This is a genomic window from Anaerorhabdus sp. (assembly GCF_036637135.1).
Classification (GTDB): Bacteria; Bacillota_I; Bacilli_A; order Erysipelotrichales; family Erysipelotrichaceae; genus Anaerorhabdus.
On the sequence record NZ_JAVWNC010000013.1, the window covers coordinates 23,005 to 49,296 of the forward strand.

Annotated in this window: 23 protein-coding genes, 1 tRNA gene and 1 pseudogene; 6 read left to right on the top strand and 19 right to left on the bottom strand. The window is 31.0% G+C overall.

The annotated features are described in order from the left end of the window. Window positions 1–410: 410 nt before the first annotated feature. The 5 genes from RR643_RS03905 to RR643_RS03925 all read right to left on the bottom strand — a co-directional run bounded on the left by RR643_RS03905 (window position 411) and on the right by RR643_RS03925 (window position 3,588). Window positions 411–626, bottom strand: a complete 216-nt coding sequence (locus tag RR643_RS03905) for a hypothetical protein (RefSeq protein WP_332482377.1) — start codon at window positions 624–626, stop codon at window positions 411–413. Window positions 627–810: 184 nt separating this feature from the next. Beyond that, window positions 811–1,272: a hypothetical protein gene (locus tag RR643_RS11685; RefSeq protein ID WP_442878354.1), complete on the bottom strand. Its 462-nt coding sequence runs from the start codon at window positions 1,270–1,272 to the stop codon at window positions 811–813. Window positions 1,273–1,385: 113 nt separating this feature from the next. Continuing rightward, window positions 1,386–2,498, bottom strand: a complete 1,113-nt coding sequence (locus tag RR643_RS03915) for a GGDEF domain-containing protein (protein ID WP_332482378.1) — start codon at window positions 2,496–2,498, stop codon at window positions 1,386–1,388. Between the two features lie 30 nt (window positions 2,499–2,528). Then, window positions 2,529–3,026, bottom strand: coding sequence for an NUDIX domain-containing protein (locus RR643_RS03920; RefSeq protein ID WP_332472436.1), 498 nt, complete (start codon window positions 3,024–3,026; stop codon window positions 2,529–2,531). 55 nt (window positions 3,027–3,081) lie between these two features. Then, a complete protein-coding gene (locus RR643_RS03925) occupies window positions 3,082–3,588 on the bottom strand; it encodes an HAD-IIIA family hydrolase (RefSeq protein ID WP_332482379.1) in 507 nt (168 codons plus the stop codon). Window positions 3,589–3,684: 96 nt separating this feature from the next. On the opposite strand from RR643_RS03925, the gene RR643_RS03930 reads away from it, so the two are divergent. Then, a tRNA-Leu gene (locus RR643_RS03930) sits at window positions 3,685–3,771 on the top strand. A gap of 33 nt (window positions 3,772–3,804) precedes the next feature. Here RR643_RS03930 and RR643_RS03935 read toward each other — a convergent pair. The 3 genes from RR643_RS03935 to RR643_RS03945 form a co-directional block, all read right to left on the bottom strand. Beyond that, entirely contained in the window at window positions 3,805–4,344 is a 540-nt protein-coding gene (locus tag RR643_RS03935) for a phosphatase PAP2 family protein (protein WP_332482380.1), read from the bottom strand. Window positions 4,345–4,416: 72 nt separating this feature from the next. Then, the gene (locus tag RR643_RS03940) at window positions 4,417–5,523 is read right to left on the bottom strand and encodes a DNA alkylation repair protein (RefSeq protein WP_332482381.1); all 1,107 of its coding nucleotides are present in this window, start codon (window positions 5,521–5,523) and stop codon (window positions 4,417–4,419) included. A gap of 104 nt (window positions 5,524–5,627) precedes the next feature. After that, on the bottom strand, window positions 5,628–7,097 hold the full coding sequence (locus RR643_RS03945) for an NAD(P)H-hydrate dehydratase (protein WP_332482382.1): 1,470 nt from the start codon (window positions 7,095–7,097) through the stop codon (window positions 5,628–5,630). Between the two features lie 108 nt (window positions 7,098–7,205). On the opposite strand from RR643_RS03945, the gene RR643_RS03950 reads away from it, so the two are divergent. After that, entirely contained in the window at window positions 7,206–7,925 is a 720-nt protein-coding gene (locus RR643_RS03950) for an HAD family hydrolase (RefSeq protein WP_332472431.1), read from the top strand. 25 nt (window positions 7,926–7,950) lie between these two features. On the opposite strand, the gene RR643_RS03955 is transcribed toward RR643_RS03950, so the two are convergent. Beyond that, window positions 7,951–8,454 carry a hypothetical protein gene (locus tag RR643_RS03955; protein ID WP_332472430.1) on the bottom strand — a complete coding sequence of 168 codons (504 nt, stop codon included), beginning with the start codon at window positions 8,452–8,454 and terminating at the stop codon, window positions 7,951–7,953. A gap of 57 nt (window positions 8,455–8,511) precedes the next feature. Here RR643_RS03955 and RR643_RS03960 point away from each other — a divergent pair, with 57 nt between their 5' ends. Further along, window positions 8,512–10,077, top strand: coding sequence for an NAD(P)/FAD-dependent oxidoreductase (locus RR643_RS03960; RefSeq protein WP_332472429.1), 1,566 nt, complete (start codon window positions 8,512–8,514; stop codon window positions 10,075–10,077). Here the strand turns inward: RR643_RS03960 and RR643_RS03965 are convergent. Continuing rightward, a complete protein-coding gene (locus RR643_RS03965; protein ID WP_332482383.1) occupies window positions 10,074–11,987 on the bottom strand; it encodes an aconitate hydratase in 1,914 nt (637 codons plus the stop codon). The two genes, RR643_RS03960 and RR643_RS03965, sit on opposite strands and share 4 nt — an antisense overlap. A 119-nt stretch (window positions 11,988–12,106) precedes the next feature. Between RR643_RS03965 and RR643_RS03970 the strand changes: the two genes are divergently transcribed. From RR643_RS03970 to RR643_RS03980, 3 genes are read left to right on the top strand one after another with little or no spacing between them, the layout of a single operon-like run. Next, a complete protein-coding gene (locus tag RR643_RS03970) occupies window positions 12,107–13,432 on the top strand; it encodes a citrate synthase (RefSeq protein WP_332472427.1) in 1,326 nt (441 codons plus the stop codon). Beyond that, window positions 13,429–14,424, top strand: a complete 996-nt coding sequence (locus tag RR643_RS03975; protein ID WP_332482384.1) for an isocitrate/isopropylmalate dehydrogenase family protein — start codon at window positions 13,429–13,431, stop codon at window positions 14,422–14,424. The genes RR643_RS03970 and RR643_RS03975 overlap by 4 nt, the downstream gene beginning before the upstream one ends. A gap of 24 nt (window positions 14,425–14,448) precedes the next feature. After that, complete coding sequence (locus RR643_RS03980; RefSeq protein ID WP_332482385.1) at window positions 14,449–15,348, top strand: diacylglycerol/lipid kinase family protein; 900 nt, start codon at window positions 14,449–14,451, stop codon at window positions 15,346–15,348. 145 nt (window positions 15,349–15,493) lie between these two features. On the opposite strand, the gene RR643_RS03985 is transcribed toward RR643_RS03980, so the two are convergent. The 9 genes and pseudogenes from RR643_RS03985 to RR643_RS04025 all read right to left on the bottom strand — a co-directional run bounded on the left by RR643_RS03985 (window position 15,494) and on the right by RR643_RS04025 (window position 26,229). Further along, on the bottom strand, window positions 15,494–17,152 hold the full coding sequence (locus tag RR643_RS03985; protein ID WP_332482386.1) for an ABC transporter ATP-binding protein: 1,659 nt from the start codon (window positions 17,150–17,152) through the stop codon (window positions 15,494–15,496). A 2-nt stretch (window positions 17,153–17,154) separates the two neighbouring features. Next, entirely contained in the window at window positions 17,155–18,516 is a 1,362-nt protein-coding gene (locus RR643_RS03990) for a radical SAM/SPASM domain-containing protein (protein ID WP_332482387.1), read from the bottom strand. A gap of 264 nt (window positions 18,517–18,780) precedes the next feature. Next, window positions 18,781–18,960 (bottom strand): hypothetical protein, encoded by a 180-nt coding sequence (locus RR643_RS03995; protein WP_332482388.1) that lies wholly within the window; start codon window positions 18,958–18,960, stop codon window positions 18,781–18,783. 119 nt (window positions 18,961–19,079) lie between these two features. Beyond that, window positions 19,080–20,318 carry a helix-turn-helix domain-containing protein gene (locus RR643_RS04000; protein ID WP_332482389.1) on the bottom strand — a complete coding sequence of 413 codons (1,239 nt, stop codon included), beginning with the start codon at window positions 20,316–20,318 and terminating at the stop codon, window positions 19,080–19,082. 436 nt (window positions 20,319–20,754) lie between these two features. Beyond that, window positions 20,755–21,543, bottom strand: a pseudogene (locus RR643_RS04005) (HAD-IIB family hydrolase). A gap of 59 nt (window positions 21,544–21,602) precedes the next feature. Then, entirely contained in the window at window positions 21,603–23,678 is a 2,076-nt protein-coding gene (gene fusA, locus RR643_RS04010) for an elongation factor G (protein ID WP_332469962.1), read from the bottom strand. 8 nt (window positions 23,679–23,686) lie between these two features. Next, a complete protein-coding gene (locus tag RR643_RS04015) occupies window positions 23,687–24,355 on the bottom strand; it encodes an ankyrin repeat domain-containing protein (protein WP_332469961.1) in 669 nt (222 codons plus the stop codon). 299 nt (window positions 24,356–24,654) lie between these two features. Beyond that, window positions 24,655–25,521 (bottom strand): mechanosensitive ion channel family protein, encoded by an 867-nt coding sequence (locus RR643_RS04020; protein WP_332469960.1) that lies wholly within the window; start codon window positions 25,519–25,521, stop codon window positions 24,655–24,657. A gap of 27 nt (window positions 25,522–25,548) precedes the next feature. After that, window positions 25,549–26,229: a M48 family metallopeptidase gene (locus RR643_RS04025; protein WP_332482390.1), complete on the bottom strand. Its 681-nt coding sequence runs from the start codon at window positions 26,227–26,229 to the stop codon at window positions 25,549–25,551. Window positions 26,230–26,292 lie beyond the last annotated feature (63 nt).

Consider the following 26,292-nt stretch of genomic DNA (forward strand, 5'->3'; position numbering starts at 1 on the left):
CAATAACCATGTACTATGGAAGTATTAATGGTTTAGTTGAGATCATCTATTGTGTGACAACACCAATACTATTATTCATTCTTAAAAAATCAATATAGTAAGTCATTCTTTATTCCATAAGTTTTAATGTATCACTTGTATTGCATAACTATGCCGTATTGATTAAATAATTGAATCTGATTTTGATTAACTTCTCTATATGATATACAATGATAAACTTATAATTAATGCACTGAGAAACTATACTGATTATAGACTTACTAAATTAATAAATACCAAAATTCATAAAAAATTGAAAAGTCCCATGCTAAGGGACTTTATTCTTAGAAGAATGATCAAAATGAAATAGTATAGAATCCCTATTAATTTGTTTGATATTTTATTGTTTTACTTTTAGAATTATTTTACTACTATTCGCTATTTCTCGCCTCTAGAAGCAACATCATAAACCCACAAATAAATTCCACCCAAGATAGTATATATGGAACATACATATTGTAATCTCTCAAGTACATATCCCATGTAGCAATGTTTCTTGTACCAATTACTAATAAAACTCCCCCATATATTGCATGGATTAAAACAATTTGAAACAATCCAAATAGGATAAAAAGTTTATACTTCAAAAGTATCACCTCATTTCTTTTTTATTAATAAACTTTCAAATAAACTCACTTTATAATCATCCTTTAATTCTGTTATCATCATACTTCTAATTAAATACATTACAACAACCGCAATATTAGAATCATATTAAATAGGAATTTAAGAATACGATTTTAAAATAAAAGTCGCCAAAGCGACTAAGATTTAATATTTTTTACGTTCAGGACTTAAATTATCTACATAGTAGCGAACTGTTAATGAGTTTTCTACTTTATTTTTTACTGTTGGTTCCACGATGAATGCATCACCTTCAAGCATACAATCTAAAATAGCTTTACAACATGTTTCGATGTTGTCAGTGCCTGCTTCAACTTCAGCCAGTAAATCACCTGCATTAACTTCAATATAAAGCCAACTCATATGATGTGCTTCCCATTTTTTCCAGTTAATTACATCAACATAATCAGCCATTGTTTTCATGACCACTGCTTCTTTAGCTGTTGTTTTTTTAGTTGTAGCCTTCTTTGCTGGAGCTTTTTTAGCCGGTGCTTTCTTTTCAGCAACTTTCTTTTCAGTTACCTTTTTTTCTGTTGCCTTTTTTGTTGTCTTTGTAGGTTCTTTCTTAGTAGTTGCTTTTACTGTTTTTGTTTCTTTCTTTTCTGCCATTCTAAGTACCCCTTTCCCATCACGATACTACTGTGATTAATCACATTATATCACTCTTTTTTTAAGAATTGTAGAGGTATTAATCAATACGATGAGCACGAGAAGATTTTTAATTACATCTTTGTCTCTTTTGTTTCATAATTGCATGATTTATTTCTTCCTGCTTTCTTAGCACAATATAGTGCTTCATCAGCATAATTTATCAATTGAATATAATTTTCGGTTTTACTTATCTTGGAATTAACATATCCAACACTAATTGTAACAACACCTGAATCTGATTTTATGTGTGGTATCTTAAGTTGACTAATTCTATCTACAATTTTATTTGCAATACTACTTGATTCCTCATATGAGTGCTTATCATCAATAATGATGAATTCTTCACCACCATATCTTGACGCAAATATATTCAAACTTGTACTTATTTTTGATAGTTCACTACTGATTTTTGCTAAGCAATCATCTCCCATCAAATGACCATATGTATCATTATAATCTTTAAAGAAATCTACATCCAACATATAGAGATTCAACCCATGAACATTGGATTGTTCATAAATAGAACTAATATTTTTATTAAACCAACGACGATTAGGAAGCAATGTTAACTCATCAATAGTTGATTGTTCCTTTAAAATAATTGCCGCATGTATATTTTCAAGATTCACGTTTGTTGTATAAACACCATATCCAATACTGACAATGCTGACACACAATGCATTGAGTAAATCATTTTGAATTAATCTTGGATCTGATTTATTAATCAATACCATTAAACAGAATATAAATGATGATACAATTGTAATAACGATTGAACATAATGGCATATCTACATATAAACTTGGTACAAAGATTAAGAATACGAAGAATGTTACTGCATACATATCATATGAATTAACTGTTCCTATCCAAGCACATAGATATAAGATACTTGCCACATAAACAAAGAACATCACACGACACCATTCTTTATGTTTCTTAACGTATGTTAACAAAATAATTGTCAGCATACAGAACCATAAAACAAAGAATCCATAGAACATGGTTAAATTACTAATCAAATTCACAACCATTGTCATCAAGTATAGAAATGCACACATACAAGTTGAAAAAGAAAATGCAGTAATTAACATTCCATAATTGCGTTCTTGTAGTTGTGTTTTATTTCTCACATAAAAATTTCTGTCTACACTACCAAAAAGAACTTCTCTAATTCTGTTCATCGTATGCCTCTCCCCAAACATAGTTTCATGTTACTTCATTTTACTTATAACAAATCTCACTGCATCTTTAAACATCACTAATAACCATTCTTCATCCATAGATAGAATAAACTGATTTTCATCTATCCATTTATAATTCATTGTCTCATGTTCTTGTAATTGAATTGCATTTTTATCCCCTGAATACACAGTATAGTAAATAGAGTATATGGTTTTATACTCGATCTTAGCTGTTTTTTCAATGAAATACATGTTTGTCGCAAGAATCCCCGTTTCTTCTTCTAATTCTCTAAAAGCCGCCTTTAATGGCGTTTCAAATTGAAGTACGCTTCCTGATGCTCCTGGCTCATAATAACCTGGATACTCTACTTTATCCATTGATCTTTGCATCAATAGAAAATCTCCATCTTTATGCACCACGATGACGATAACTACTGCGTGATAAACACCTTCAGGAATCATCTCACCACGAACCAGTGTTAAATCTAATCGATTTCCATTAACATCATATGCATCCCAGTTTTCCATGATTACCTCTATTTCACTATTATTTTATCACTTATAATCCAGAATAGATAACGCTTTATAAATAATCTCTTATGTCATTCAAATTCTTAATATATGCACATGATTTGTTGACTAATGACTTATTTACTGAATAAAAGCTTATATTCATCCTAGCAGCTAAATCTGCATCACATTCACTATCACCGATAAGTATGGATTTGCTCAAATCTATTTTGGGATACCTTATCAACGCAGCATCAATTAACCCTGTTTTGGGTTTCTTACATTGACATTGTGCTTGATCATTATGAGGACAATAGAATGTATCTAAAATTGATATCCCTTTGTTTTCTAATTCTTTAATCAATAATTGATGAAATTCAAAAAACTGTGATTCATCAATTATTCCATCTTGGATGATGTATTGATTAGTAATGATTATTATTTGATATCCTTTATTTTGTAGATAACTTAATCCATCTATACTTCCTTCTAAAAAATCAGGATATTTCACATTTGTCCAATCTTTATCTGGATAATCCTCAATTATTGTTCCATCCCGATCTAGAAATGCTATTTTCATATTATCTATTCCCTTTGTTTCTTTCATTTTATTCTAGCAACACATCGATTTCAAGTTGATTTTTGAGAACTCATAAGGTACAATATTAAGGCACATGCCCTAGTGGTGAAATTGGTAGACGCAACGGACTCAAAATCCGTCGGTAGCAATACTGTGCCGGTTCGAGTCCGGCCTGGGGCACCATATATAAAATGAGCGTATACTCCTCAATGAGGATTACACGCTTTTTTTATATTTATCTTTATCGAGTACCCTACTTACAACATAAGATGACAAGATACCTATAATTGCTCCTACTACCACATCACTTGGATGATGTACATTTAAATAAACTCTTGAAAATGCAATTAAAGCCGCAAGAGTATAGGAACAAATTGTAATGATTGGCTTAATTTTAGTGAGAGATGTTGCAACAGAAAACGATGTTGCGCTATGACTAGATGGAAAAGAATAACTTGTTGGTTTATGTATTAAAGATTGAAGATGATCATTCTCCACAAAAGGTCTTGGTCTTCTAACAATATTTTTTAGTACTAACTCATTGATAATAAATGTTAACAATAATGAAAAGAATATTTTCTTTGAACGAGTTTTATCTTTTTTAATTATAAAATAAATCATCAATAATATTGCCCACAACAACATCAAATCTCCAATATGCGTGATAAAACGCATGATTTGTGTCATCCCTTCTGATTGAAGGTTGTTTTGAATCCATTCCATGATTTGTAAATCAATTTGAGTAAAAATAAACATACAGCCTCCAAAATACCTATTACTTCAACAAGTAAAGTCGTGCCATTATTTTTACATGTTATGATAAATAAATCAAGGAAGAAGCGTTTCGCTATTCACCATGAACTCTATTGTCTCTTTTTCAACCCCATTGATAATTAATGTTATTGAATGAATTCCCGGGTAATGCTTACGAACCGTCACATTCTCAAAAGAATGTTTTTTAACATACTTCTTTGTTTCATTTTCACTTAAATTAATTTCTGATATTTGAAATATTTTACGATTTCGTTTTGAATTTGATTTTACATAATCTACACCATATTCAAGACGTATTCGTGCTGATTCTTTTGTATGTATTTCAAATGAAAAAATTATTTCATTTCCAATTGAAATCTCATTCGAACTTAAACTAAAATCACGAATGATAAGATCTTGATTATCAAATCCAAATAATGAGAGTACTTCTTTGTTTCCTTTTTTAAGCAGTGTACGGCATGCATGTTTCACAATCCAATTTGTATTCTTATTTTTGCCATACCACTTCTTCGCTATCTTAATTACAACTTCAGGATGTGTTTTTGAAATATCATTTAAGTTGTTTGCGACACTTTTTCTAACAAAAAGAGAGGTATCATTTTTTAATGTTTCTAGTATTGGTAGAATCAGTGAGGGGTCTTCTTTGAAATGAGTTAGGGCTTGTCCCCATGGTAATTGTGGACGACATCCCTCACTTGCAAGACGACGCACATGCTCACTTGGATCATTGGCCCATATTAACATTTGTTGCATCATTTTCTCTTCATTGTTCATGATGAACCAACGAACCGCAAATTCACTTGATGAATATTGTGTATAATTCGCTAGTGCCTTCATCGCAACATCCCAATCTTTTTTATCTCGACCATAAATTTCTACATAAAATGGAAAGAATGCACAGAAATTTGCGAGCCAATCTCCATAATTTATTACAACTTGATCAATAATTTGAATCGCATCACAAAAATCATGTGGTAAATATTCACCAAGCGTTGTAGCAGTATGAATCATGCGATCTTTTAACTCAAGATTTTCCCAATTTTCATTGACACATGAATTCATGAAGTCTTCTACTTGAAAAGGTGAATATACTTTTTGTATGTCGTTTGCTACTTGTAGTATGGATTCATAATGATACATATTTTTTATAGGTTCAGCCATTTGGATATTACCTTTCTTTGCGTTAAATATACTCTTGATAAGTTGACAACTGTTTGTCATATTAAGAAAACTATCTAACAAATGTTGGATAGTTTCATTAATTTTTAACAATGTTCAAAAAAGAATTGGCTTACTGCTTCTTTTAAATCTTCTATACTCACTTGTCGTGGATGTCGATGCGTAACTATTAAATCTGCAGCTTTACCATGTAACCACACCGCCATAATTGTTGCATAGAAGGGATCATTTAGTTGTGATACAAGACCTGTAATTATACCTGTCAAGAAATCTCCACTACCAGCTTTTGCTAGACTTGAGTTTCCTGTTTGATTGATATATACCTCGCCCTGACTTGATACAACTATCGTATTTGGACCTTTTAGTACCAAGATAACATGATATTCTTTCGCAAATTCCTTTGCGAGCACAAGTTTATTTGTCTTTACTGCATCAATTGACATACCCACTAAATCCGCAAACTCTTGTAGATGTGGAGTCAAAATAACTTGAGTACGTATTAGTTTTAAAATATACAAATTATTTTGTAGACAACGAATTCCTTCAGCGTCCAAAACAACCGGACAATTGGTTTGTTGAAGAAGTAATTCAAAGATAATTTTTTTACTTTCTAAATGTGTAGCTCCACTTCCAAATGAAATACATTTTACTTTAGGAAATAACTCCTTTAATACCGAACCAACTGTATCGTTTGTAAAAGGATGAAATACGGGTGTTATTTGTTGTGACGAAAGAATATTATAAATCTTATCATCACATGCAACATGGATATAACTTGATCCTACTGCTTGAGCACCCATAATATTGAGTACAGTAGCCCCTGCCATGCCATAACAACCGCCTACAATTAATGGTTTTCCTTCCATTCCTTTGTATGTATCTTCTCTTAGTTTTGGATAAGACTGTATAAATTGTTCATCTGTCATTTCTATAATGTCTGACTCTTCACACTTTGCAATGTCTAATGGAATGACAATACACTCATCAAATAGAAAATGATCTTTTCTTAATACATGAAATATTTTCTTATAACCTAACGCAAAAGTAACAGTTGACGTTAATGCATCACTCGCAATATGTCCACTATCAGCTTCTGCCCCACTATTTATATCAATGGAATATTTAATCGCTTGACTTTGATTGTATGTTTTAAATATTTCTTTGCATTCACTTGGTATTTCAAAGTGAAAACTAAATCCAAAAATCGCATCCACCAAAACATCCGCATTAAGTATTTCTTCATATCGATCTTGATTCTTTGTAAGAAAGCATTTCTTGGATAATAGTTTAAGTTGTTGAGACGCTTCTATCGTTGTAAGTTCTTGATAAAGTGGTATTACTTTAACATTAAACCCCTTTTCAAATAAAACTCTTGCTAAAACAAATCCATCTCCACCATTATTACCTTTACCACATACAACAATGATTTTATCATGACTTTGATGGCGATTCATAATTTCAATCGCAAGCTTAAAACCAACTTGTTCCATCAATTCAAGATTGGACAAATTCGATTTCTCTTCACATTTTTTCATCGTTTCTACATTTACAATCATATCGTTATCTCCAAATTCATTCTATCATGTTCATAAAAAGATGACTATGTTTTCATTGAGTAATACATGAAATCTAGATATAATAACAACATGGGAATGAGGTAACTGATGAAGAATAAGATTATAATTTATGATTTCGATGGAACGCTTACACCTTACTCTGTTCCAAAAATTGATTTGATGGATAAAATAGGTTGTACATTTGAACAATATGAAGCAAAGATGAAAGAATGGCTCATTGCTCATCCTGGTAAAGATATCTTCGATTCTTACTATATGACTTTTCTTAACGTATTAAGTGAGTATGGTTATCCACTTACTGACGAAACATTTGCTATGGGTGGTAATTTGACTAATTTTAATCCTGGTGTTCTTGAATACTTTGAAGATACTAAAGATTTAGCTCAACATTATTTAGTAAGTTCAGGATTTCAAGTACCACTAGAACATTCTGCTGTATCAAAGTATTTTACAAAAATATATGGGACAATCTTTAGTTATGATGCGAATCATGTTGCAACGGGAATTGCATATGCTATGAATGATAAGCGTAAAGTTGATAAGATTCAAGAAATCTGTGCTATGAATCATCTTGATGACTTAAACTTAGAAAATGTTGTTTATATTGGTGATGGTTTAACTGATGCGTATGCCATGAGCTTTGTTAAAGAACACGGTGGAACTCCTATCTTTGTTTACCAACCACATGAAACTAGTGATGCTTTTGAACAACTAAAAAACAAAGGCATCGTTGATATTGCTTTTGTTGCAGATTACTCAAAAGGTACTGATTTATACAATACCTTATTACAATTTATCCAAAAATAAAACTATCTCGCGATAGTTTTTATTATTATTCTGGTGTATACTCACCAACATCAGCACAAGATAATCCACCATCATATTTATCTTTGATTGAATCACCATTTAATGTGAAATAGAACGGTTGGTCATGATCTATGTAATAAACACCTGTTTCTGCAGGAATAGAAATGGCAATCGTATCACCATCTTTTGTGTATGTACCTTCCACAAAAACCATACCCGTACAAGCGTTTACATTTGAAGTGAAGTTACCATCTTTCATGAATGTAATTGTTGTAGGAGAATTTGTTGTGTTTTCGATGAATGTACCTTGAATAAAGGTATCACCAATCTCAAGATCTACTTTCGCTTCTTCTGTTGGAGCTGGTGTTGCAGTATCTTTTGGTCCTTCCATTGGCTTTTCAGTCGGTTTTACCGATTCTGTTGGTGTTGCTGTTGGTGTAGGTGTAACAGTATTTTCTTTAGGTTTACTACTACATCCAGCAATCCCAATCGTAATTAATGCTAATAATATCAGAAATGTTTTCTTCATTTTGATTCCTCCATATCTATAATTATTATACCATGTTATAATGAGTCGGGTGATAATATGCTTTTAATAAATCAAATAAACTGTACACTCGATGAAGAGTGTACCAAAGAGACTGTTTCAAAGAAGCTTGGATGTTCAATCCATGATGTTTTATCGTTTAAAATTTATAGAGAATCAATAGATGCTAGAAAAGATGATGTTCATTTTGTATACTCTGTCCTTGCTGAGATCAAAAATGAAAAAAGATTCATTACTCGTAAAGATGTAACACTTTATGAACATACTTCATATCCTTTCCCATCACTTGATCAACCTTTAGATTACCGTCCTATCGTTGTTGGATTTGGTCCATCTGGTATGTTTGCAGGACTACTTCTTGCAGAAAAAGGATGCAAACCAATTATTTTTGAACGTGGTGGTTCAGTTGAAGATCGTATTGTTGATGTTGACGCATTTTGGAATGAAGGAAAACTAAACACTGAAAGTAATGTTCAATTTGGTGAAGGTGGAGCTGGTACATTCTCTGATGGTAAACTAACAACTCGTATCAAAGATGCACGTGTTTCAAAAGTCATTGAAGAATTAATTGAAGCGGGAGCTGATGAAAACATTGCTTATGCTTCGCATCCACATATTGGTACTGACCAATTGCGTGGTATCGTAAAAAACATTAGGAACAAGATTATTCAGCTTGGTGGAGAAATTCATTTCAATACAAAGTTTGAAAAGTTAGTTCTAGAAGAAAATACGATTGTTGGTGTTGTTGCTAACGGTCAAGTCTATGACACAAAGACAGTATTTATGTGTGCTGGTCATAGCGCAAGAGATACTTATGAAGCATTAAACCTTCAAAACGTCTATCTAGAACCTAAAAGTTTCGCTGTTGGTTTACGTGTTGAACACAAACAATCGTTTATCAATGAAACACAATATGGAAGATATGCAAATCATCCACGTTTAAAAACTGCTGAGTACCGTATTACACATACTGCTCAAAATGGTCGTGGTGTTTATAGTTTCTGCATGTGTCCTGGTGGATACATTATATCCAGTTCAAATGACGAAAATACAATTGTTGTCAATGGCATGAGTGAACATTCGCGTAATCAAGAAAATGCAAACAGTGCACTTCTAGTACAAGTTGCAACAGAGGATTTCTTTAAAGATTCTGTATTTGACGGATTTGATTATCAACACAAATTAGAAGCTAAGGCATTTGAACTAGGTGGTTCTACTTATGCTGCCCCAGTTCAACTTGTTAGGGATTATATCAACAACCAAGTATCTACACAATTTGGCGATGTGAAACCATCTTATAGTTTAGGGACAACGTTCTCAAATCTACAAGATTTATTTAGTTCAGATATCAATGATGCACTTGTAGAAGCATTAAATTCATTTGAAAAGAAAATGCCTAACTTTGCATTAGGTGAAGCTGTGTTTACAGGAGTTGAGACTCGTTCAAGTAGTCCAATCCGTTTACTTCGTAACCAAGCACTTGAAAGTACGAGTACTCCTAATCTTTATCCATGTGGTGAAGGTGCAGGATATGCTGGTGGTATTATGTCCAGTGCAGTTGATGGATTACGATGCGTAGAAGAATTTATAAAAAAAGTCGGTTAAGCAACCGATTTTTTTATTTTGTTTAGAAGTCCTCCACATTGAATAACTTCAATCTGTTCTTCTGTTAAATTATGTTCAACTTCAAACGTATATCCTTGTGTTTTATTGGCTACAACAATAGGTTGATCTACTTTTATAGGATTGATATTCATCAATTCAAGTTCATCCAACAATTGTATTCTTTCATAATCACTAGGATTTTTAAACACACATGGGATAATACCCGAATTCACTAAGTTTTGTTGGTGAATACGTGCATAACTCTTTGCAATAACTGCATCAATACCCAAATACATTGGTGCTAAAGCTGCGTGTTCACGAGATGATCCTTGGCCATAATTCTCACCCGCAATAATAAATCCACCTTTGTTTTCTTTACAACGAGTAAAGAAATCTTCATCTATTTGGCCAAAACAAAATTCACTAATCTTTTCAATATTACTTCTAAAAGGTAATACCTTTGCACCTGCAGGCATAATATGATCTGTTGTAATATTATCTTCAACTTTTATCATTACTTTTTTATCTATTGTAGATAATGCACTCTTTGAAGGTAAATCTTTGATATTTGGACCTTTTTCAATTGGTTTTGTTTTATCCAAATCAGGAACAAGAATCATCGAATCATCAATGATATAAGATTCTGGCATTTGTGCTTTTTCAAATTCAACATGCATTGGATTTGTGAATACTCCCTCAATAGCCGATACAGCTGCCACTTCAGGTGATACTAAGTAAACACCAGCACTCATTGTTCCACTGCGTCCATAGAAGTTACGATTGAATGTTCTTAAGGATATCGCATCTGTTTTTGGTGATTGACCCATACCAATGCAAGGACCACATGTAGCTTCTAGTAAACGTGCACCACTCGATAATAAATCATTTAACACACCACACTTCGCTAACATTTCTAAAACTTGTTTAGAACCAAATGAAATAGACAGCGATACATCTGGATGAACTTTTTTACCTTTTAAAATATTCGCTACTGTACATAAATCTGTAAATGAGCTATTAGTACAAGAACCGATACAAATTTGATCTACTTTTTTACCAACTAAACAATCCACTGTTTCAATATTATCAGGTGAATGAGGTGCCGCTACAAGAGGTACCAATTCATCCAAGTTAATCGTTATGACTTGATCATATTTTGCATCTTCATCCGCTTTTAATTCGATATAGTCTGATCCTCTTCCTTGTCTTTCAAGGAAAATCTTAGTTTGCTCATCCGATGGAAAAAGTGAAGTTGTTGCACCAAGTTCTGCTCCCATATTTGTAATTGTACTTCTTTCAGGAACAGTTAATGAATCAATACCATCTCCACTATACTCTAATATACTACCTACACCACCCTTGACACTTAATACCTCTAATACCTTCAAGATGATATCTTTTGCAGCAACCCCATGTCTTAGTTTTCCAGTAAGTTTAACATTAATTAATTTAGGCATTTTCAATGAAAATGGTATTCCTGCCATAGCACACGCTACATCAAGTCCACCGGCACCCATTGCAATCATACCCATTGCTCCACCTGTTGGTGTATGTGAATCTGAACCAAGCAATGTTTGCCCTGGCTTATCAAAACGTTCAAGTTGTACTTGGTGACAGATACCATTTCCTGCCTTTGAAAAATAAACACCATATGCATTCGCTACTGTTTGTAAGTAACGATGATCATCCGCATTCATAAATCCATTTTGTAATGTATTGTGATCGACATAACTAACTGAACAATCTGTTTTAACGTGATCAATGCCCATTTTTTCAAGTTGTAAATAGGTCATTGTTCCTGTTGCATCTTGCGTTAATGTTGTATCAATATGAATTTTTATTGGTTCTCCTTGTATCATTTCACCCTCTACAAGGTGTTTTTCTAATATTTTATAAGCTACACTTTTCATGATTTACCTCCGAATAAGAAAAATTATATCACGAATTTAGTAAATATCCATTTCCGCATTTCAAAGTGTGCATTTTTATTGTACTTTGTGATAAACTATACACAATTAGGAGGCATTTTATGGACCAAAAATTATTGGAAATATTCGAAAAATCTACCATTGAAAATAATATATCGCATGATTTATATACGACATACAACGTTAAAAAAGGATTACGTAATGAAGATGGAACTGGTGTACTTATTGGATTGACACGCATAGCAGATGTCGTTGGTTATCAAAGAAATGAAGAAGGTAACAAAGTAGATGCCCATGGTGAACTGTATTACCGTGGGATTGAACTAAAAGATTTACTTGAACAAGTAAAAAGTGATCAAGTAGATGGTTACGAAAGAACTTGTTTCTTGATTTTATTTGGTTATTTACCTAATGATGAAGAATTAAGTATATTCAAAAAAGAACTACAAAATGCTTATGAATTACCAAAAGACTTCTTAACAACCAACATTCTTAAAAGACCATCCAACAGTATCATGAATGAATTACAAAAAGACTTGTTGAACTTATATAACGAAGATCAACTTGCAGATGATACAAGTGTTGAAAATACATTAAAACAAGGTTTATCTATTATTGCCAAATTACCTGAAATGATGATTTACTCGTATCAAGCAAAAGCACATTTCATTGATAATAAAAGTTTAATGATTCATCAAGTAGATAAAAACTATGGTATCGCAGAAAATATACTTCATTTACTTCGTCCTGATTCTGTGTTCACAAAAGAAGAAGCACGTATTCTTGACTTATTATTAATTATGCATGCAGATCATGGTTCAGGAAATAATTCAACTTTCTCAAATCTAGTTGTTGCATCTACTGGGACTGATATTTATTCTGCTTTTTCTGCATCGATTGGTTCATTAAAAGGACCACGTCATGGTGGTGCAAATATAACTTGCAAACATATGATGGATAGCATCATTCAAGAAATTGGATTGGATGCAACAGATGATGATATAACCAAAATTATCACTCGCTTGCAACAAAAAGATTTCTTTGATAAACAAGGACTTGTATATGGATTTGGTCATGCCGTTTATACGCTATCTGATCCTCGTTGTATCTTACTAAAAGATCAAGCAAGAGCACTTGCACTAGCATGTAATGAAAGTAAGCGATTGGCATTCTATGAACGTTTCGAACTACTTGTAATCGATTATTTTAAATCTAATAAAAATAAAAATATCTGCGCAAACGTTGATTTCTACAGTGGCTTAATTTATGAAATGTTACAAATTCCAGAAGATTTGTATTCTCCTTTATTTGTGACAAGTCGTAGTGTTGGCTGGTTAGCACACAACATTGAAGAAAAACTTTATTGTAATCGTATCATTCGTCCAGCCGGACTATATCTTGGAAAAAAGAAGGAGAAAAACGTATGAAAACAATCACACTATTTGAAGGTGATGGAATAGGACCTGAAATTACATCCTCTGTCATTGAAATACTCAACGCCTGTCATTTACCTCTAGAATTTGAAAAATATGATATTGGACAAACAGCTTATGAGAAATGTGGTGAATTAATTCCTAATGATTCTATCGAATCTATCAAACGAAACAAAGTGGCATTAAAAGCACCTGTAACAACTCCTATTGGTAAAGGATTTAGAAGTGTTAATGTTCAATTAAGAATGATCTTTGATCTATATGCGAACGTTAGACCTGCAAAACTGTTACCCAATATCAAAAGTAGATATGACAACATTGATTTAATTGTATTTAGAGAAAATACTGAAGATTTATACATTGGGGAAGAAACAGTAATAAGTCCAGACGAAGTACATGCGATTAAAAAGATTACACGCAAAGGATCAGAAAGAATTATTCGCTCTGCCTTTGAATATGCAATTCAAAATAATCGTAAAAAAGTAACATGTGTACACAAAGCAAACATTCTTAAAAAAAGCGATGGTTTATTCCTTGATATCTTTAACCAAATAAAAGAAGAATTTCCACAAATTGAAGCAAACGATTTAATCGTAGATAACGCTTGTATGCAATTAGTTATGCGTCCTGAACAATTTGATATCATGGTTATGCCTAATTTGTATGGTGATATCTTATCTGACTTAACAAGTGGTTTAATTGGTGGTTTAGGTTTATTACCAAGCGCTCAATGGAATGATGAATATGCAATTTTTGAAGCGGTTCATGGTTCAGCACCAGATATTGCAGGTAAAAACATGGCAAATCCAACTGCACTTCTTCTTAGTGCTTGCATGATGCTAGATTATTTAGGTCACCAAAAAGAGGCAACACAAATTCGAACTGCAATAAACAAAACATTAGAAAATATCGACCAATGTACCGCTGATATTGGTGGTCATTCCTCCACATCAGATTATACAAAAGCAATTATTCGTAATCTTTAATCGACTAGTAAGGGGGTCAAAAAGATGCAACATATTTTTATCGTGAATCCTTTTACATGTAAAGATAAAACAGAAGCCTTGATTAACACCATTCATCAATTGTGTACTCAAGATAACTTACAGTTTAAAATCTTTAGAACCGATTATGTTGGTCATGCAACCGATATCGCAAAACAATACACCGAAGATGTTTGTATCTATTCTGTTGGTGGGGATGGAACAGCTTATGAAGTGGCTAATGGTTTACAAAAAAATTGTTCTATGGCAATTATTCCAGCAGGAACAAGTAATGATTTTTTTCGTATGTTACAAGTAGAAAACAAAAGTATTTCTGAAATTATTAAAGAGACTATCCATGGTCAAGATGTGTATATAGATTATGGATATTGTAACCAAAAAGTATTCCTTAATACGACTACTTTAGGTTTGGATGCTAGAGTTAATTCCATGGTTTGCGAGTTATTGAAGAAAACACCTTTACCTAAATTTCTCTTGTATGGTATCGCGGCAGTTGCCAATATTTTTAAACCTCAGCCATTTAACGCTACTCTAGTCTTAGATGGTCAAGAAATTAAAGTAAAAAGTATCTTAATCGCAATAATGAATGGAAAGTATTATGGGAATGGGTTTTCTCCAACACGTAATGCAGATATCCAAGATGGTATGTTTGATGTTTGCATTGTTCATACAACACCAATATTAAAAATGTTGTACTTATTGCCAAAATACTTTAAGGGAACTACAGAAACTTGTAAAGAAGTAACACATCTCCACGCTAAGAAAATACATATCAAAACAGATCACCCCGTTCACGTTCAATCTGATGGCGAAAACTTTATGCAAAGGGAATTAAGCATTGAATTACAAAACAAAGCGCTACGCTTACGTATACCATCTACAATCGCAAATAAAAAGCTCATCTGAGCTTTTTTAATTATAAACTGCAAAAGAATATTTGAATAAACAAATCGAAAACATATATTTATCTTATCTTCGTTCAAATTGAATTTTATCCAAGATTAATATAACTCAATGAAAAGCTAGACCTACATTCTTATCTATTCAAGTATCATAAATTTGGTATTGAAATAAGTCTTCTGAATTCATCACATCCATCATATAATTCATCATAATTCCCTTTAGCAATAATTTCACCTTCTGAGAATATAATTAATTCATCAAATTGTTTCATCACCACTTTATCTAGTTTATGTGTAACCATAATTATTGTTCTATCCATTTTAAGAATATTACTTTCAATGAAACTTGATGAAACTTTATCCAATGAAGATGTTGGTTCATCCATGACAACTATATTTGAATCTCGTAATAAAGCCCTTGATATTAATAACCTTTGCTTTTCACCACCTGACAATTTTTCATCACTAATTTGTGTTTCAAGTGTTAAATTTCTTTTTTCCATCACTTCTTTGAACCCAGTAATTTTTAACACGTTTTCTATATCTTCAAAATTAAAGTGAGTATTGAGCAATGTAATATTTTCTAGTATACTCCCTTCAAAAATGAAATCATTTTGCAATACAAATGAAACATTTTCCCTAAAAGAAAATAAATCCACTTCATTACAATTTTTATTTGAAAAAATGTATTTTCCATCATTGATTAGTTTTGGATTTAGAAGTAATTTCAAAGTTGTTGATTTACCTGAACCACTTTCGCCAATAATTGCATATTTTTTATTTTTATTAATTTCAATATTAATATTCTTAATCAAAAAATCTGAATCTTTAATTTTGAATGAAACATCATTAAATTGTATAATATTGTCACATAAAGGTCCCAACGGTTTCCCAGTAGTACTATGGTTATCACTAAGCAACTTTTTAAATCGCTCTCTTATTTTTCTAGTAGATGTTATTTTGTTTATTTCTTTAGCCGTATTCGACAATGGAAATACAATATTATTGGACAATTGAATTGATGCAATCAATATACCTATTGTTAGATCTCCTCTTAGCGTCAACAATGTACCAATTATAAAAAGTGAGATGAACACTCCATTACTAAAAAAAGCAGATAATGCAGAGAATTTGCACATATAATTGTTATAAGATTTTACAGTTTCTTCTACTTTATAAATTTTACTTTCTACTCTATTATAAAATTTACTTTGTGCATTATATCCCTTAATTGTAAACAAACCAGACAAAATATTTTTAATGAAATTGAGCTCATCAATCTTACTATTTGAAACTTCCATTTTTTTATCAGAATTCTTCTTAGATATTAATTTTGAAATTAAAAGAGGCATCAAAGAGAATAGGACGGTCGTAATAAAAATAATTAATGAATAATTAATTAGAATAATTATAGATGATAGACCTACAATTATGGATCTACAAATATTAATTGAACTCTTTAGGTATTCATTTTCATAAATAGTTATATCATTTGTAATAATAGAAAGATAATTATCATTATCCTTTTCATCATCTTCTTTATAAATTAAACTTTTAACGATGTTACACTTTAAATCCTTAATACTAAGAAAAATATAATAATTCAAGAATAAATCCGCAAGATACTGTGCTATCGATAGCCAAAATAAGAATACCAAGGAAAAAAATACAATCGAATTATATAATTTTATATCGGAATAAATTACGCTATCTACAATTTTTTGTTGAAATATAGCAAATAGAACCATATTAAATGAATCTAGCATTGAAAAAATAATGGTCAAAATATAGAATATTTTTTTCTTCATAATCATAGTCCATTCTGTATCTTAATAACACGAGAAAGATTTTCTTTAAACTGTTCTATTTCTTTTTCTTTAAATAAAGATAGATTTTCAAGTATTCTTTCGAACATTATATTTTCAACTTTACATCGTATTTCAATTGGTACATTAATTGAGTTATTATTTAAGTAATTTAGACCTCTACACCATACACCGCAAAAGTTTCTAACATTACATTTATTACATTTATTAACATTAATTCTATAACTATTCATTCCACGGAATAATGTAGTATTTCCAACAATCGGTGATATATCATCTAAGGAAATTCTATATTTGCTATCATTAACGAACATTTGACATGGATAAACATAACCATTATTTGCAATTGTAATTGATCTTCCTGCACCACAATCTTTTTGATATTTTCTATTTACGATACAATAAACCATCTTAAGAATTTTCAGATTAACTAAGGTACTTTCATTCAATAAATCAGCAAAAAATATATCTACAAATTCTTTAAATATTGATTTTATTTGTTCTAATTCGCTATCATTATAAGATATCGTACTATCAACCACGATAAAAGGAGCATAACCTTTTACATTATAATCATTTAGGAACTGAATCCATTCTCTTATTTTACCTTTCTCATAACTCAAAATATGTTTTTTCGTTATTGTCATTTCAATAGCGGGAATCATTTCATTTGAATTTAATTGTGCAATAAACCTTGAAACTTTATCAAAAGTTCCATTTCCATCAACATCAACTCTACTAAAATCATTTATTTCTTTAGGTCCATCTACACTTACTGTTATGGAAAATCTATATTTTTTAAGCATTTCAAATATTTCATCATGGAAAATAGTACCGTTTGTTATAATTGAATATTTATATGTATTTCTATTTTCTTCATTATATTTAAGAAACTTATCAATTTCCTTATAATTCAGCAATGGTTCTCCTCCAAAAAATGAAATACTTTCAACACCATCTGAATATAGTTTCAAAATTGAATTATAACTATCTCTATACTTCTCAAAAGTAAACAGTCTATCATTGGTTGGATTATTATATGTACCTCCATTTGCATAACAATACTTACATCTCATATTACAGCATTCAGATGACATGTATTGCAATGCTGATAATTTGTTCGAAACTTCATGTGTATTAGGTTGTATATTTACTTGCTTTTTAATAAGTTCATTAAAATCTTTGCTTAAAATCTTTGGTATATTATTTCTAATTAATACTTCTTCTTCCAAAAGTCTACAAAAAACGCCTGTAGTAATATGGTATAGCATGTAACTATTATCAGTTAAAGCAATTAGAATTTCATTTTTATTTTTATATATTTGCAATATACTTAAGTTTTTCATTTTTATTTTTCCTCTCAAAATAATGAAGAGAAGGATTTTACTAACCTTCTCTTCAAAACTATTTAACCATTACAACATGCAGATGTTCCAGCAGCAAAGATATCATCAAGTTCAGTGTTAATAGTTATACTGAAATCAACAGTCTTTTCCATAACATATCTCCTCCATTTCTTATTATTCAGTATTTTCTTATAACTTTTTAATAATTTATTTAGAAAATACAATAATACAAAGTTACTTTGGCTTTAAAGTAAATTCATAAATTTAATCTGGACCATATTCATGACTGAGTGGTTCAATAATTAATTCTTGACAAAGATGATTGATGTCATAACCTTTTTCATCATAAACACATATTGGTAGTGAGTTTGTTTTTATTGGATTTACAACATTATATTGTGTTGTTAATACTGCAATTAGTAATAAATAAACTATTTTTTTCATACAATATCCTCCTGTTTTCATTTAAATTTTATCATGATAAATATAAAGAAAAGCGAATGAAATGTTGACAGATTTCATTCGCCCAGCTTGTTTAAAAATGCTTTTTAGTGATAGTTTAGTCAACTCAATAACTTTAATAAACTATCTTGGTACTTATTAACCTCTTTATAGCATAAAATTTTACTATATTCTTCAACAAGAATTTCAAGAAAAAACTTTTTATCCTCATTATTCATAATCATTTGTTTTCTTTGATACTCATCTTTAATCATTTTTATCATTTCTCTTTTATCAGATTCTGTTATTAATAGTTTTATAACTTTAATTTTACTCCAATCGATTGAATCATTTAAGTTTGTTGAATCTATGCTTTCTATTATTTCAAGGGAATAGTTAAATTGATTTGTTTTATAGTAACACCAGCTTAAGAAATAATACCACTTCAATTGTACTGTATATTTTTCTTCTACAATCATTAATTCATCAATCGCCAATAAATACTTATCTTGTTTTATTAAATTCCAAATTAAGTTAATATGAACCAAGTATTTAAACTCTTTTTCCGCATTACCAATCATTAAACTTCTATATATACTATCTGCTTTTATATATTGTTTAGATACAGAATATATATTTGCTAAATGAATTTGCGAATACTGTTGGCGTTTTAAGTTATATTCTTGCACAAAAATCATCAAGGATTCTTTTACATTGGTATAAGCAGCAAGATTATTATTTAAACTAATATATACGATTGCCATATGATAACAAACCATCCCATAAGAGTATTTATAATAACCTAATGATTTGCATTTCTCATAGACTTCTAAAGCTTCCTCTAATTTAGATTCATTTTTTAATGCTGTACCTTTATAATCATAATAAACTTGAAGCAAATCTGAATTCATTATATTAAATTTTATTAATTTAGCTTCGATTATTTCTTCTACCGATGAAATTAACTCTCTTTTCTTTTTTGTAGTAACTAGATACACATATTTAATTACTAAGTATTTATCAAAAATGAATGAGGAAGAATATAAATCCTCTTGAGAAAATATAGTCTTATTTATATATTCGTGATCAATTTGATTCAAGTATACAATATCAAAATAAAGCTTATCCAATTTTTCACTCATTTGATTTAAAATAGACTCTTCAAATATAAGCTTAATTCCAAATTCATTTAATATACTAGCGAGTATTTCAGGAGATGGATAAACAATTCTGTTTTCGATTTTACTAAGATAACCTTTATCAATCGAAACTAATACTGATATATTTTCCAAAGATAACTCTTTTTCTTTTCGCTTAGTTTTGATTAATTCAACAAAATATGTTGTTAGGTTTTTATTCATAAATCCTCCCTATTAAACTTTTCATTATGTTTTAAATAATTATATCAAATTATTTTTATCAAAACTATATCAGCACTCTATATTGATAATTTACGATTAAAGCAAAATTGCATTCAACTTCTTACAAATTCAACCTAAATATTTATCTACATAAATTACATATGGAAATATATAACTACCTATTCACCCCTTAGTTAATGAACTAATATACTAATCTTCTTATAAACTAAATCTGTTTACCAAAGTTTTATACTTTTGATATTCTAAGACAAGAACATATTTTTCGTTTGAAATCCCATACTCTCTTTTACATATAAAAATCCCACCTCAAGATAAAATAATTTCAACTTATTTCATTCATCAACTTTAGTGGGACGCATCACATTATCGATTTTATTTTCATTCATCTCTACAAGAGTTTAGAAGCACTTCTTCTTTATATCTCGTTTTGTATAACCTCTTCTACTGTAGATACAACAAACTTAGCTTTGTTTTTAACTTCAGTTTCAGCATGATCAATACAATAACTATGATTAGTAACTTCAAACATTGCGACATCATTTTCAGAATCACCCGCAACAACTAAATGATCACGATCAATACCGAAATGTTGACATATTTCAAGTATCGCAATTCCTTTCGAGGAATTCATTGGACCAATATCAATTAAATCAACATCGCTTGTTGTTATACTTACTGGATAATTTTGTTCAATAATAAGTGCTTTTAATTGGTCACGATTTTCACTGGGCACAAATACTTGAATTCGCTCTACCTCATAAGACAAATCAATTTCATCTAATTGTGGTATCACAATATCATTTAAATATGTAGGTAATGGATTAGCATCTCTAATTGGATAGCAATCTTTGCTCGATCAAACCCATTGATTATTGATACCCGTTGCAACACTTGCATTGATATGATTATCCTTGACTAAATTACATAAATCGATGAAAATCTGAATCGATACTGTTTTAAAACAAACTTCTCCATCTTCATATCGAACTGCTGCGCCGTTAGAACCAATGAATATTGGATTCAAACCAATTTTATTACACAATACTTCATAATGGTGAAGTCCTCTTGCTGTTGCCACTGCAAATTTATTTCCTGAATCAATCCATTGTTTTATTGCGGTTAAGTTATCTTGAAATTGATTTGGATTGAGAACTTCTTTTTTTGGATACAATGTTCCATCCAAATCCGTAACAAATAATTTCATGTTTTCTCCTTTACATTAGATAAGGGACAATATCTTCTGATATGTCCCTTCATTAATATTTAGTCTTCTTCCTCTTTTGCTAATACAGTTTCCTTAATAACTTTATCAGCTACAGGTTGAGGTGCTGGTTCATAGCGATTAAATTCAATAATATAGCTTCCTCTACCTTGAGTCATACTTCGTAATTCTGTTGCATACACTTGCATTTCAGCCATTGGAACTTCTGCTGTAATCTTTTGGTCTTTTTCATCAACCATTGCAGTGTCTAAAATCATACCACGTCGTTTATTGAAATCTCCAATAATTGTTCCTGTATATTCTTCAGGTGCAATAACATCTACTCTTCCAATTGGTTCAAGTAAGATCGGTTTAGCTTTTGGCATACCTTCTTTATAAGCTAGACGTGCTGCTGATTTAAATGCGATTTCTTTTGAGTCTACTTCATGGTAAGAACCATCATATAAAACTGCTTTAACACCTACAACTTTATATCCTGCAAGAACACCTTTTTCCATGCATTCTCTTAATCCTGCTTCAACAGCTGGGAAATATTGACGTGGAACAGCTCCACCAAATACATCTTCTTCAAAAATCATCTCTTCGCTATCACATGGTTCAAAACGAATCTTTACATGCCCATATTGTCCAGCTCCACCAGATTGTTTCTTATGTTTACCTTCAGCTTCTGCTTTAGAACGAATTGTTTCACGATATTGAACTTTTGGTTTTGTTGTTTCTACTTCAACTTTATATTTAGATTTTAATTTACTCAAAATAACATTAATATGTTGATCTCCCATACCATAAAGAATCGTTTCTTTAGTTTCTGCATTCTTTACAATTCTTACAGATGGATCTTCTTCTGTCATCTTTTGTAGACCAAAACTTAACTTATCTTCATCCGCTTTTGTTTTAGGCCAAATCGCAACACCTAACATTGGTTGAGGAAATTCAATTGGCGCATACGTAACGACTTTATTCTTTGTACATAATGTATCATTGGTATCTGTATATTGTAGTTTTACTACTGCCCCAATATCTCCCGTAAATAACTTACCTATCGCAACTTGATATTTACCTTTTATAACGAAGATTTGTGCAATCTTTTCTACTTCGCCTTTTTGTGCGTTGAGTACTTGTGAATCACTGCTTAATACACCCGTTAATACTTTTACAAATGATATCTTTCCAACAAATGGGTCAACAATTGTTTTGAATACCATTGCTGACATAGCTTCTTGTTCATTGGTTTCTAAATCAATTACTTCTCCCTTTTCATTGTATGCATGAATATGTCCAATTTCTGCATAACTCGGGAAATACTCAGTAATTAAATCCATTAAACGTTCAATTCCTGTTTGGTTTGCAGCACTACCACAATACACTGGACGAATATCTCCATTACGAACTCCAATACGTAATCCTTTCGCAACTTCATCTTCATCAAAACGTTCGCCTGAGAAGAATTTTTCCATTAATCCATCATCTGTCATTGCGATTGCTTCTGCGATTTGATTGTAATATTCTTCAACGATATCTTTCATATCATCTGGCACTTCTTTTGGTTCAACACGATCGTTATAATACCATGCTTTATTTCTTAAAATGTTAACACTACCTATAACTTTTCCATTCTCAATAATTGGAACTTCAAATGGAATTACTGTCTTGCCAAACGTATCACGTAATTGATTATATGTATTATCGAATGATGCATTCTCTTCATCAATTTTATTAATGAAGAAGATTGTTGGAAGTTTTAATTTCGTAACTTGTTTCCAAGCTCTTTCTGTTCCTGATTGAACACCATCTTTCCCACCAACAACAATAAGTGCATTATCTCCTACTGTAAGTCCACTTAACATTTCACCTTCGTAATCAAGATAGCCTGGAGTATCAATGAAATTAATTTTACAATTCTTCCATTCGATTGGTGCTAGTGAAGTATAAACAGATAAACCACGTTTCACTTCTTCTGCATCATAATCAAGTGTACTTGTTCCATCTACTGTTGATCCCATACGATCTGTATTCTTTGTATGATACAATGCAGCTTCAACAACACTTGTTTTTCCTGCACCGCTGTGTCCTAGTAATACAATATTTCTTACTTCATTCGCTAGATAGTCTCTCATATGTTCACCTACTTCAAATACTCTTTCAATTCTTCAAAGTTTTCTTTACGAACATAATGAATTGCTTTATTGCCTTCATTATCTAACAATTCTTTGTCAGCTCCATGTTCCAATAAATATTTAATTAAATCAAGGTATCCTCCATAACTTGCACGCATAAGTGCTGTACATCCTTTATTATCTTGAACATTTAAACTTGCTCCTGAATCAATTAAGAATTTAATACAATCTAATTTAAATGCATTCACAGCTTCCATTAATGCTGTTCTTCCTTCATCATCTGTTTTATTAACATCTGCACCTTTACCATACAAATATTCTAAGACATCAATTTGACCAAGGAATGCCGCACGCATAAGTGCTGTACGTCCCTTGTTATCATGAGAATTTGGATCTGCTCCAGCTTCAACTAACATTTTAACGATTTCAAGATGTCCTTTTTTAGCTGCACCCATTAATGCTGTTTTATTATTTTTATCTCTTGCTCGTGTATCTGCACCATTATCTAATAAGAAACGAACGATATCTTCATAACCACGTTTAGAAGCACGCATCAATGCAGTTCTTCCATCACCATTGCTAACATTTACATTAGCGCCTTTTGATACTGCAGCACATACCTTTGCAAAGTCACCATTTGCTGCTGCTTCGAAAAAATCTTTGTTTGTTTGATCCATAATATTTTCCTCCTTTTATTTCTCAAACAACTGTGTAACAAAAAAGATGGACATATTTACGCCCATCTTAAAAATGATACACAATTTTCCCTTGAACCCCGTTGAAAACAGGTTTTTTAACATCATAGAAATCAGTTTTTTGAACAATGAAAACAGGTTTAACTTGTTTTCTCATGATCTTCACTCCATTCAAAGGTTCTTTATACTTTCATTTTAATTGATTAAAAATTAATATCAATAGTCTTTTAACATTTTCTTTAACTTTCACTTAGAATTCACTTGAATTCGTGAAAATATTTTCAGTTATTTTCTTTTGTGTAGATAAGTTGCGTTGGATATGGGATAATGATTCCTTCTTTATCAAACGCTTCTTTAATTTGTTTTCTTAATTGACAGGACATCGAAAAACCAACATTCGCATCTTTACTATGTACAGATGCTCTAAGCTCAATTGAATAGTCTTTTAACGCTGTACAATAAACCGTAACAATTGGTAGACCCTTTGTTTTATCTTTCGTACTTCTTGCATCAACACAGTCCGGATGCTGGGTTGCAATACTTTGTATAATTGATATCGCTTTATCCATATCACTATCATATGCTATACCAAAGTAAATAAAGTTACAGAATTTAGAACTATCATCATTTTTATTCTCAATAATAGCAGAATTCATTACACTATTTGGTACCACAATTTTCGAATTAGAGAATGTCTTTATAATCGTATGTCGTAAACCGATATCTTCTACTGTACCCACTAAATTCTTTTCTGAGATACTAATTAAATCTCCTACCTTAAATGGTTTATAAAATGAAAGTAAGAAACCTCCAATAAAATTGGACATTGATTCTTGTGCAGCTAACCCAACCACAACCGCAACAATTCCTGATGCTCCTAACATTGCAGCACCTAGACGATGAAATGCTTTTATTTCCATTAACCATAAGAATACCACTACAACATTAACTAATCCTTTTACAGTATTTTTTGCAAAAGTATAGCTAGTAGCTTGTGCTTTGCCATATTTATCTATTTTATGATTAAAGAAACGGTAGGCAGATTTTTTTATTAACAATCCGATAATATAAATAACGACACAATAGATAAATGATCCAATATAGCCATTGGTAAAATACTCATTACCTAAATTCATGATTTCTTTCATATCTTTTGTCTCCTTTATTTTAGTTTATCACACTAGTTTATCTTTAGCTTTTTTATACTCTGGCATGTGATGTGCTAATAAATCATAAAACCGTTTTGAATGATTTGGAACAATAAGATGTACATATTCATGCCATAATACATAATCAATACATTCTAACGGATAGTGAATCAAAGATAAGTTCATTGTGATTTCTGATTTTCCCACAAGACAACTACCCCATTTAGATGTCATCATCCTAATTTTGATTGACGGTAGTTCAACTCGATACATCTCCATTACGTGATCCCATCGAACTCGTTGAATTTCAAGTATCTTCATCAAATATGGTTTCGCAAAGTTTTGAAAAGCTTTCATTATTTCTTTGTCATTCATCTCTGGAACATAAAATGTAATGATATCGTCATCCAATAATACATGACTTCGCTTTGAAAGTTCATAGCGTACATATTTCTTTTCTCCTAACAAGAAAAGTATTGGACCATTTAATCCTTTTCTGTTTTGTGCTTCTCGTTGTGTTTCCTTTTGAATTGTCTTTAGAATCCACATTTTCCTTGATTCTATGAATGCTTCAATTTGATGTTGAGGAACAGAAGGATGTGCAGTAATAAACAAAGTACGATCCAAACGAACACGTAAATACATATTTTTTATTCTTTTTCTCTCAATTTCAACATTGAATTCTTGATTATCTAGTAATATTTTCATCTTTCACCTAATAAAAATTCAGCATTCAGCTGAATTAATAATTTAATTTTTTTAATCTTCCTA

Bases quoted from the DNA above. Each gene is read 5' to 3' on its own strand.
- RR643_RS11685 (WP_442878354.1), bottom strand. From the start codon at position 1,272: ATGGCAGAAAAGAAAGAAACAAAAACAGTAAAAGCAACTACTAAGAAA.
- RR643_RS03915 (WP_332482378.1), bottom strand. From the start codon at position 2,498: ATGAACAGAATTAGAGAAGTTCTTTTTGGTAGTGTAGACAGAAATTTT.
- RR643_RS04000 (WP_332482389.1), bottom strand. From the start codon at position 20,318: ATGAATAAAAACCTAACAACATATTTTGTTGAATTAATCAAAACTAAG.
- fusA (WP_332469962.1), bottom strand. From the start codon at position 23,678: ATGAGAGACTATCTAGCGAATGAAGTAAGAAATATTGTATTACTAGGA.
- RR643_RS03980 (WP_332482385.1), top strand. From the start codon at position 14,449: ATGCAACATATTTTTATCGTGAATCCTTTTACATGTAAAGATAAAACA.
- RR643_RS03920 (WP_332472436.1), bottom strand. From the start codon at position 3,026: ATGGAAAACTGGGATGCATATGATGTTAATGGAAATCGATTAGATTTA.
- RR643_RS03995 (WP_332482388.1), bottom strand. From the start codon at position 18,960: ATGAAAAAAATAGTTTATTTATTACTAATTGCAGTATTAACAACACAA.
- RR643_RS03925 (WP_332482379.1), bottom strand. From the start codon at position 3,588: ATGAAAATAGCATTTCTAGATCGGGATGGAACAATAATTGAGGATTAT.
- RR643_RS03960 (WP_332472429.1), top strand. From the start codon at position 8,512: ATGCTTTTAATAAATCAAATAAACTGTACACTCGATGAAGAGTGTACC.
- RR643_RS03965 (WP_332482383.1), bottom strand. From the start codon at position 11,987: ATGAAAAGTGTAGCTTATAAAATATTAGAAAAACACCTTGTAGAGGGT.
- RR643_RS03970 (WP_332472427.1), top strand. From the start codon at position 12,107: ATGGACCAAAAATTATTGGAAATATTCGAAAAATCTACCATTGAAAAT.
- RR643_RS04015 (WP_332469961.1), bottom strand. From the start codon at position 24,355: ATGGATCAAACAAACAAAGATTTTTTCGAAGCAGCAGCAAATGGTGAC.
- RR643_RS04020 (WP_332469960.1), bottom strand. From the start codon at position 25,521: ATGAAAGAAATCATGAATTTAGGTAATGAGTATTTTACCAATGGCTAT.
- RR643_RS04025 (WP_332482390.1), bottom strand. From the start codon at position 26,229: ATGAAAATATTACTAGATAATCAAGAATTCAATGTTGAAATTGAGAGA.
- RR643_RS03975 (WP_332482384.1), top strand. From the start codon at position 13,429: ATGAAAACAATCACACTATTTGAAGGTGATGGAATAGGACCTGAAATT.
- RR643_RS03950 (WP_332472431.1), top strand. From the start codon at position 7,206: ATGAAGAATAAGATTATAATTTATGATTTCGATGGAACGCTTACACCT.
- RR643_RS03935 (WP_332482380.1), bottom strand. From the start codon at position 4,344: ATGTTTATTTTTACTCAAATTGATTTACAAATCATGGAATGGATTCAA.
- RR643_RS03985 (WP_332482386.1), bottom strand. From the start codon at position 17,152: ATGAAGAAAAAAATATTCTATATTTTGACCATTATTTTTTCAATGCTA.
- RR643_RS03955 (WP_332472430.1), bottom strand. From the start codon at position 8,454: ATGAAGAAAACATTTCTGATATTATTAGCATTAATTACGATTGGGATT.
- RR643_RS03940 (WP_332482381.1), bottom strand. From the start codon at position 5,523: ATGGCTGAACCTATAAAAAATATGTATCATTATGAATCCATACTACAA.
- RR643_RS03945 (WP_332482382.1), bottom strand. From the start codon at position 7,097: ATGATTGTAAATGTAGAAACGATGAAAAAATGTGAAGAGAAATCGAAT.
- RR643_RS03990 (WP_332482387.1), bottom strand. From the start codon at position 18,516: ATGAAAAACTTAAGTATATTGCAAATATATAAAAATAAAAATGAAATT.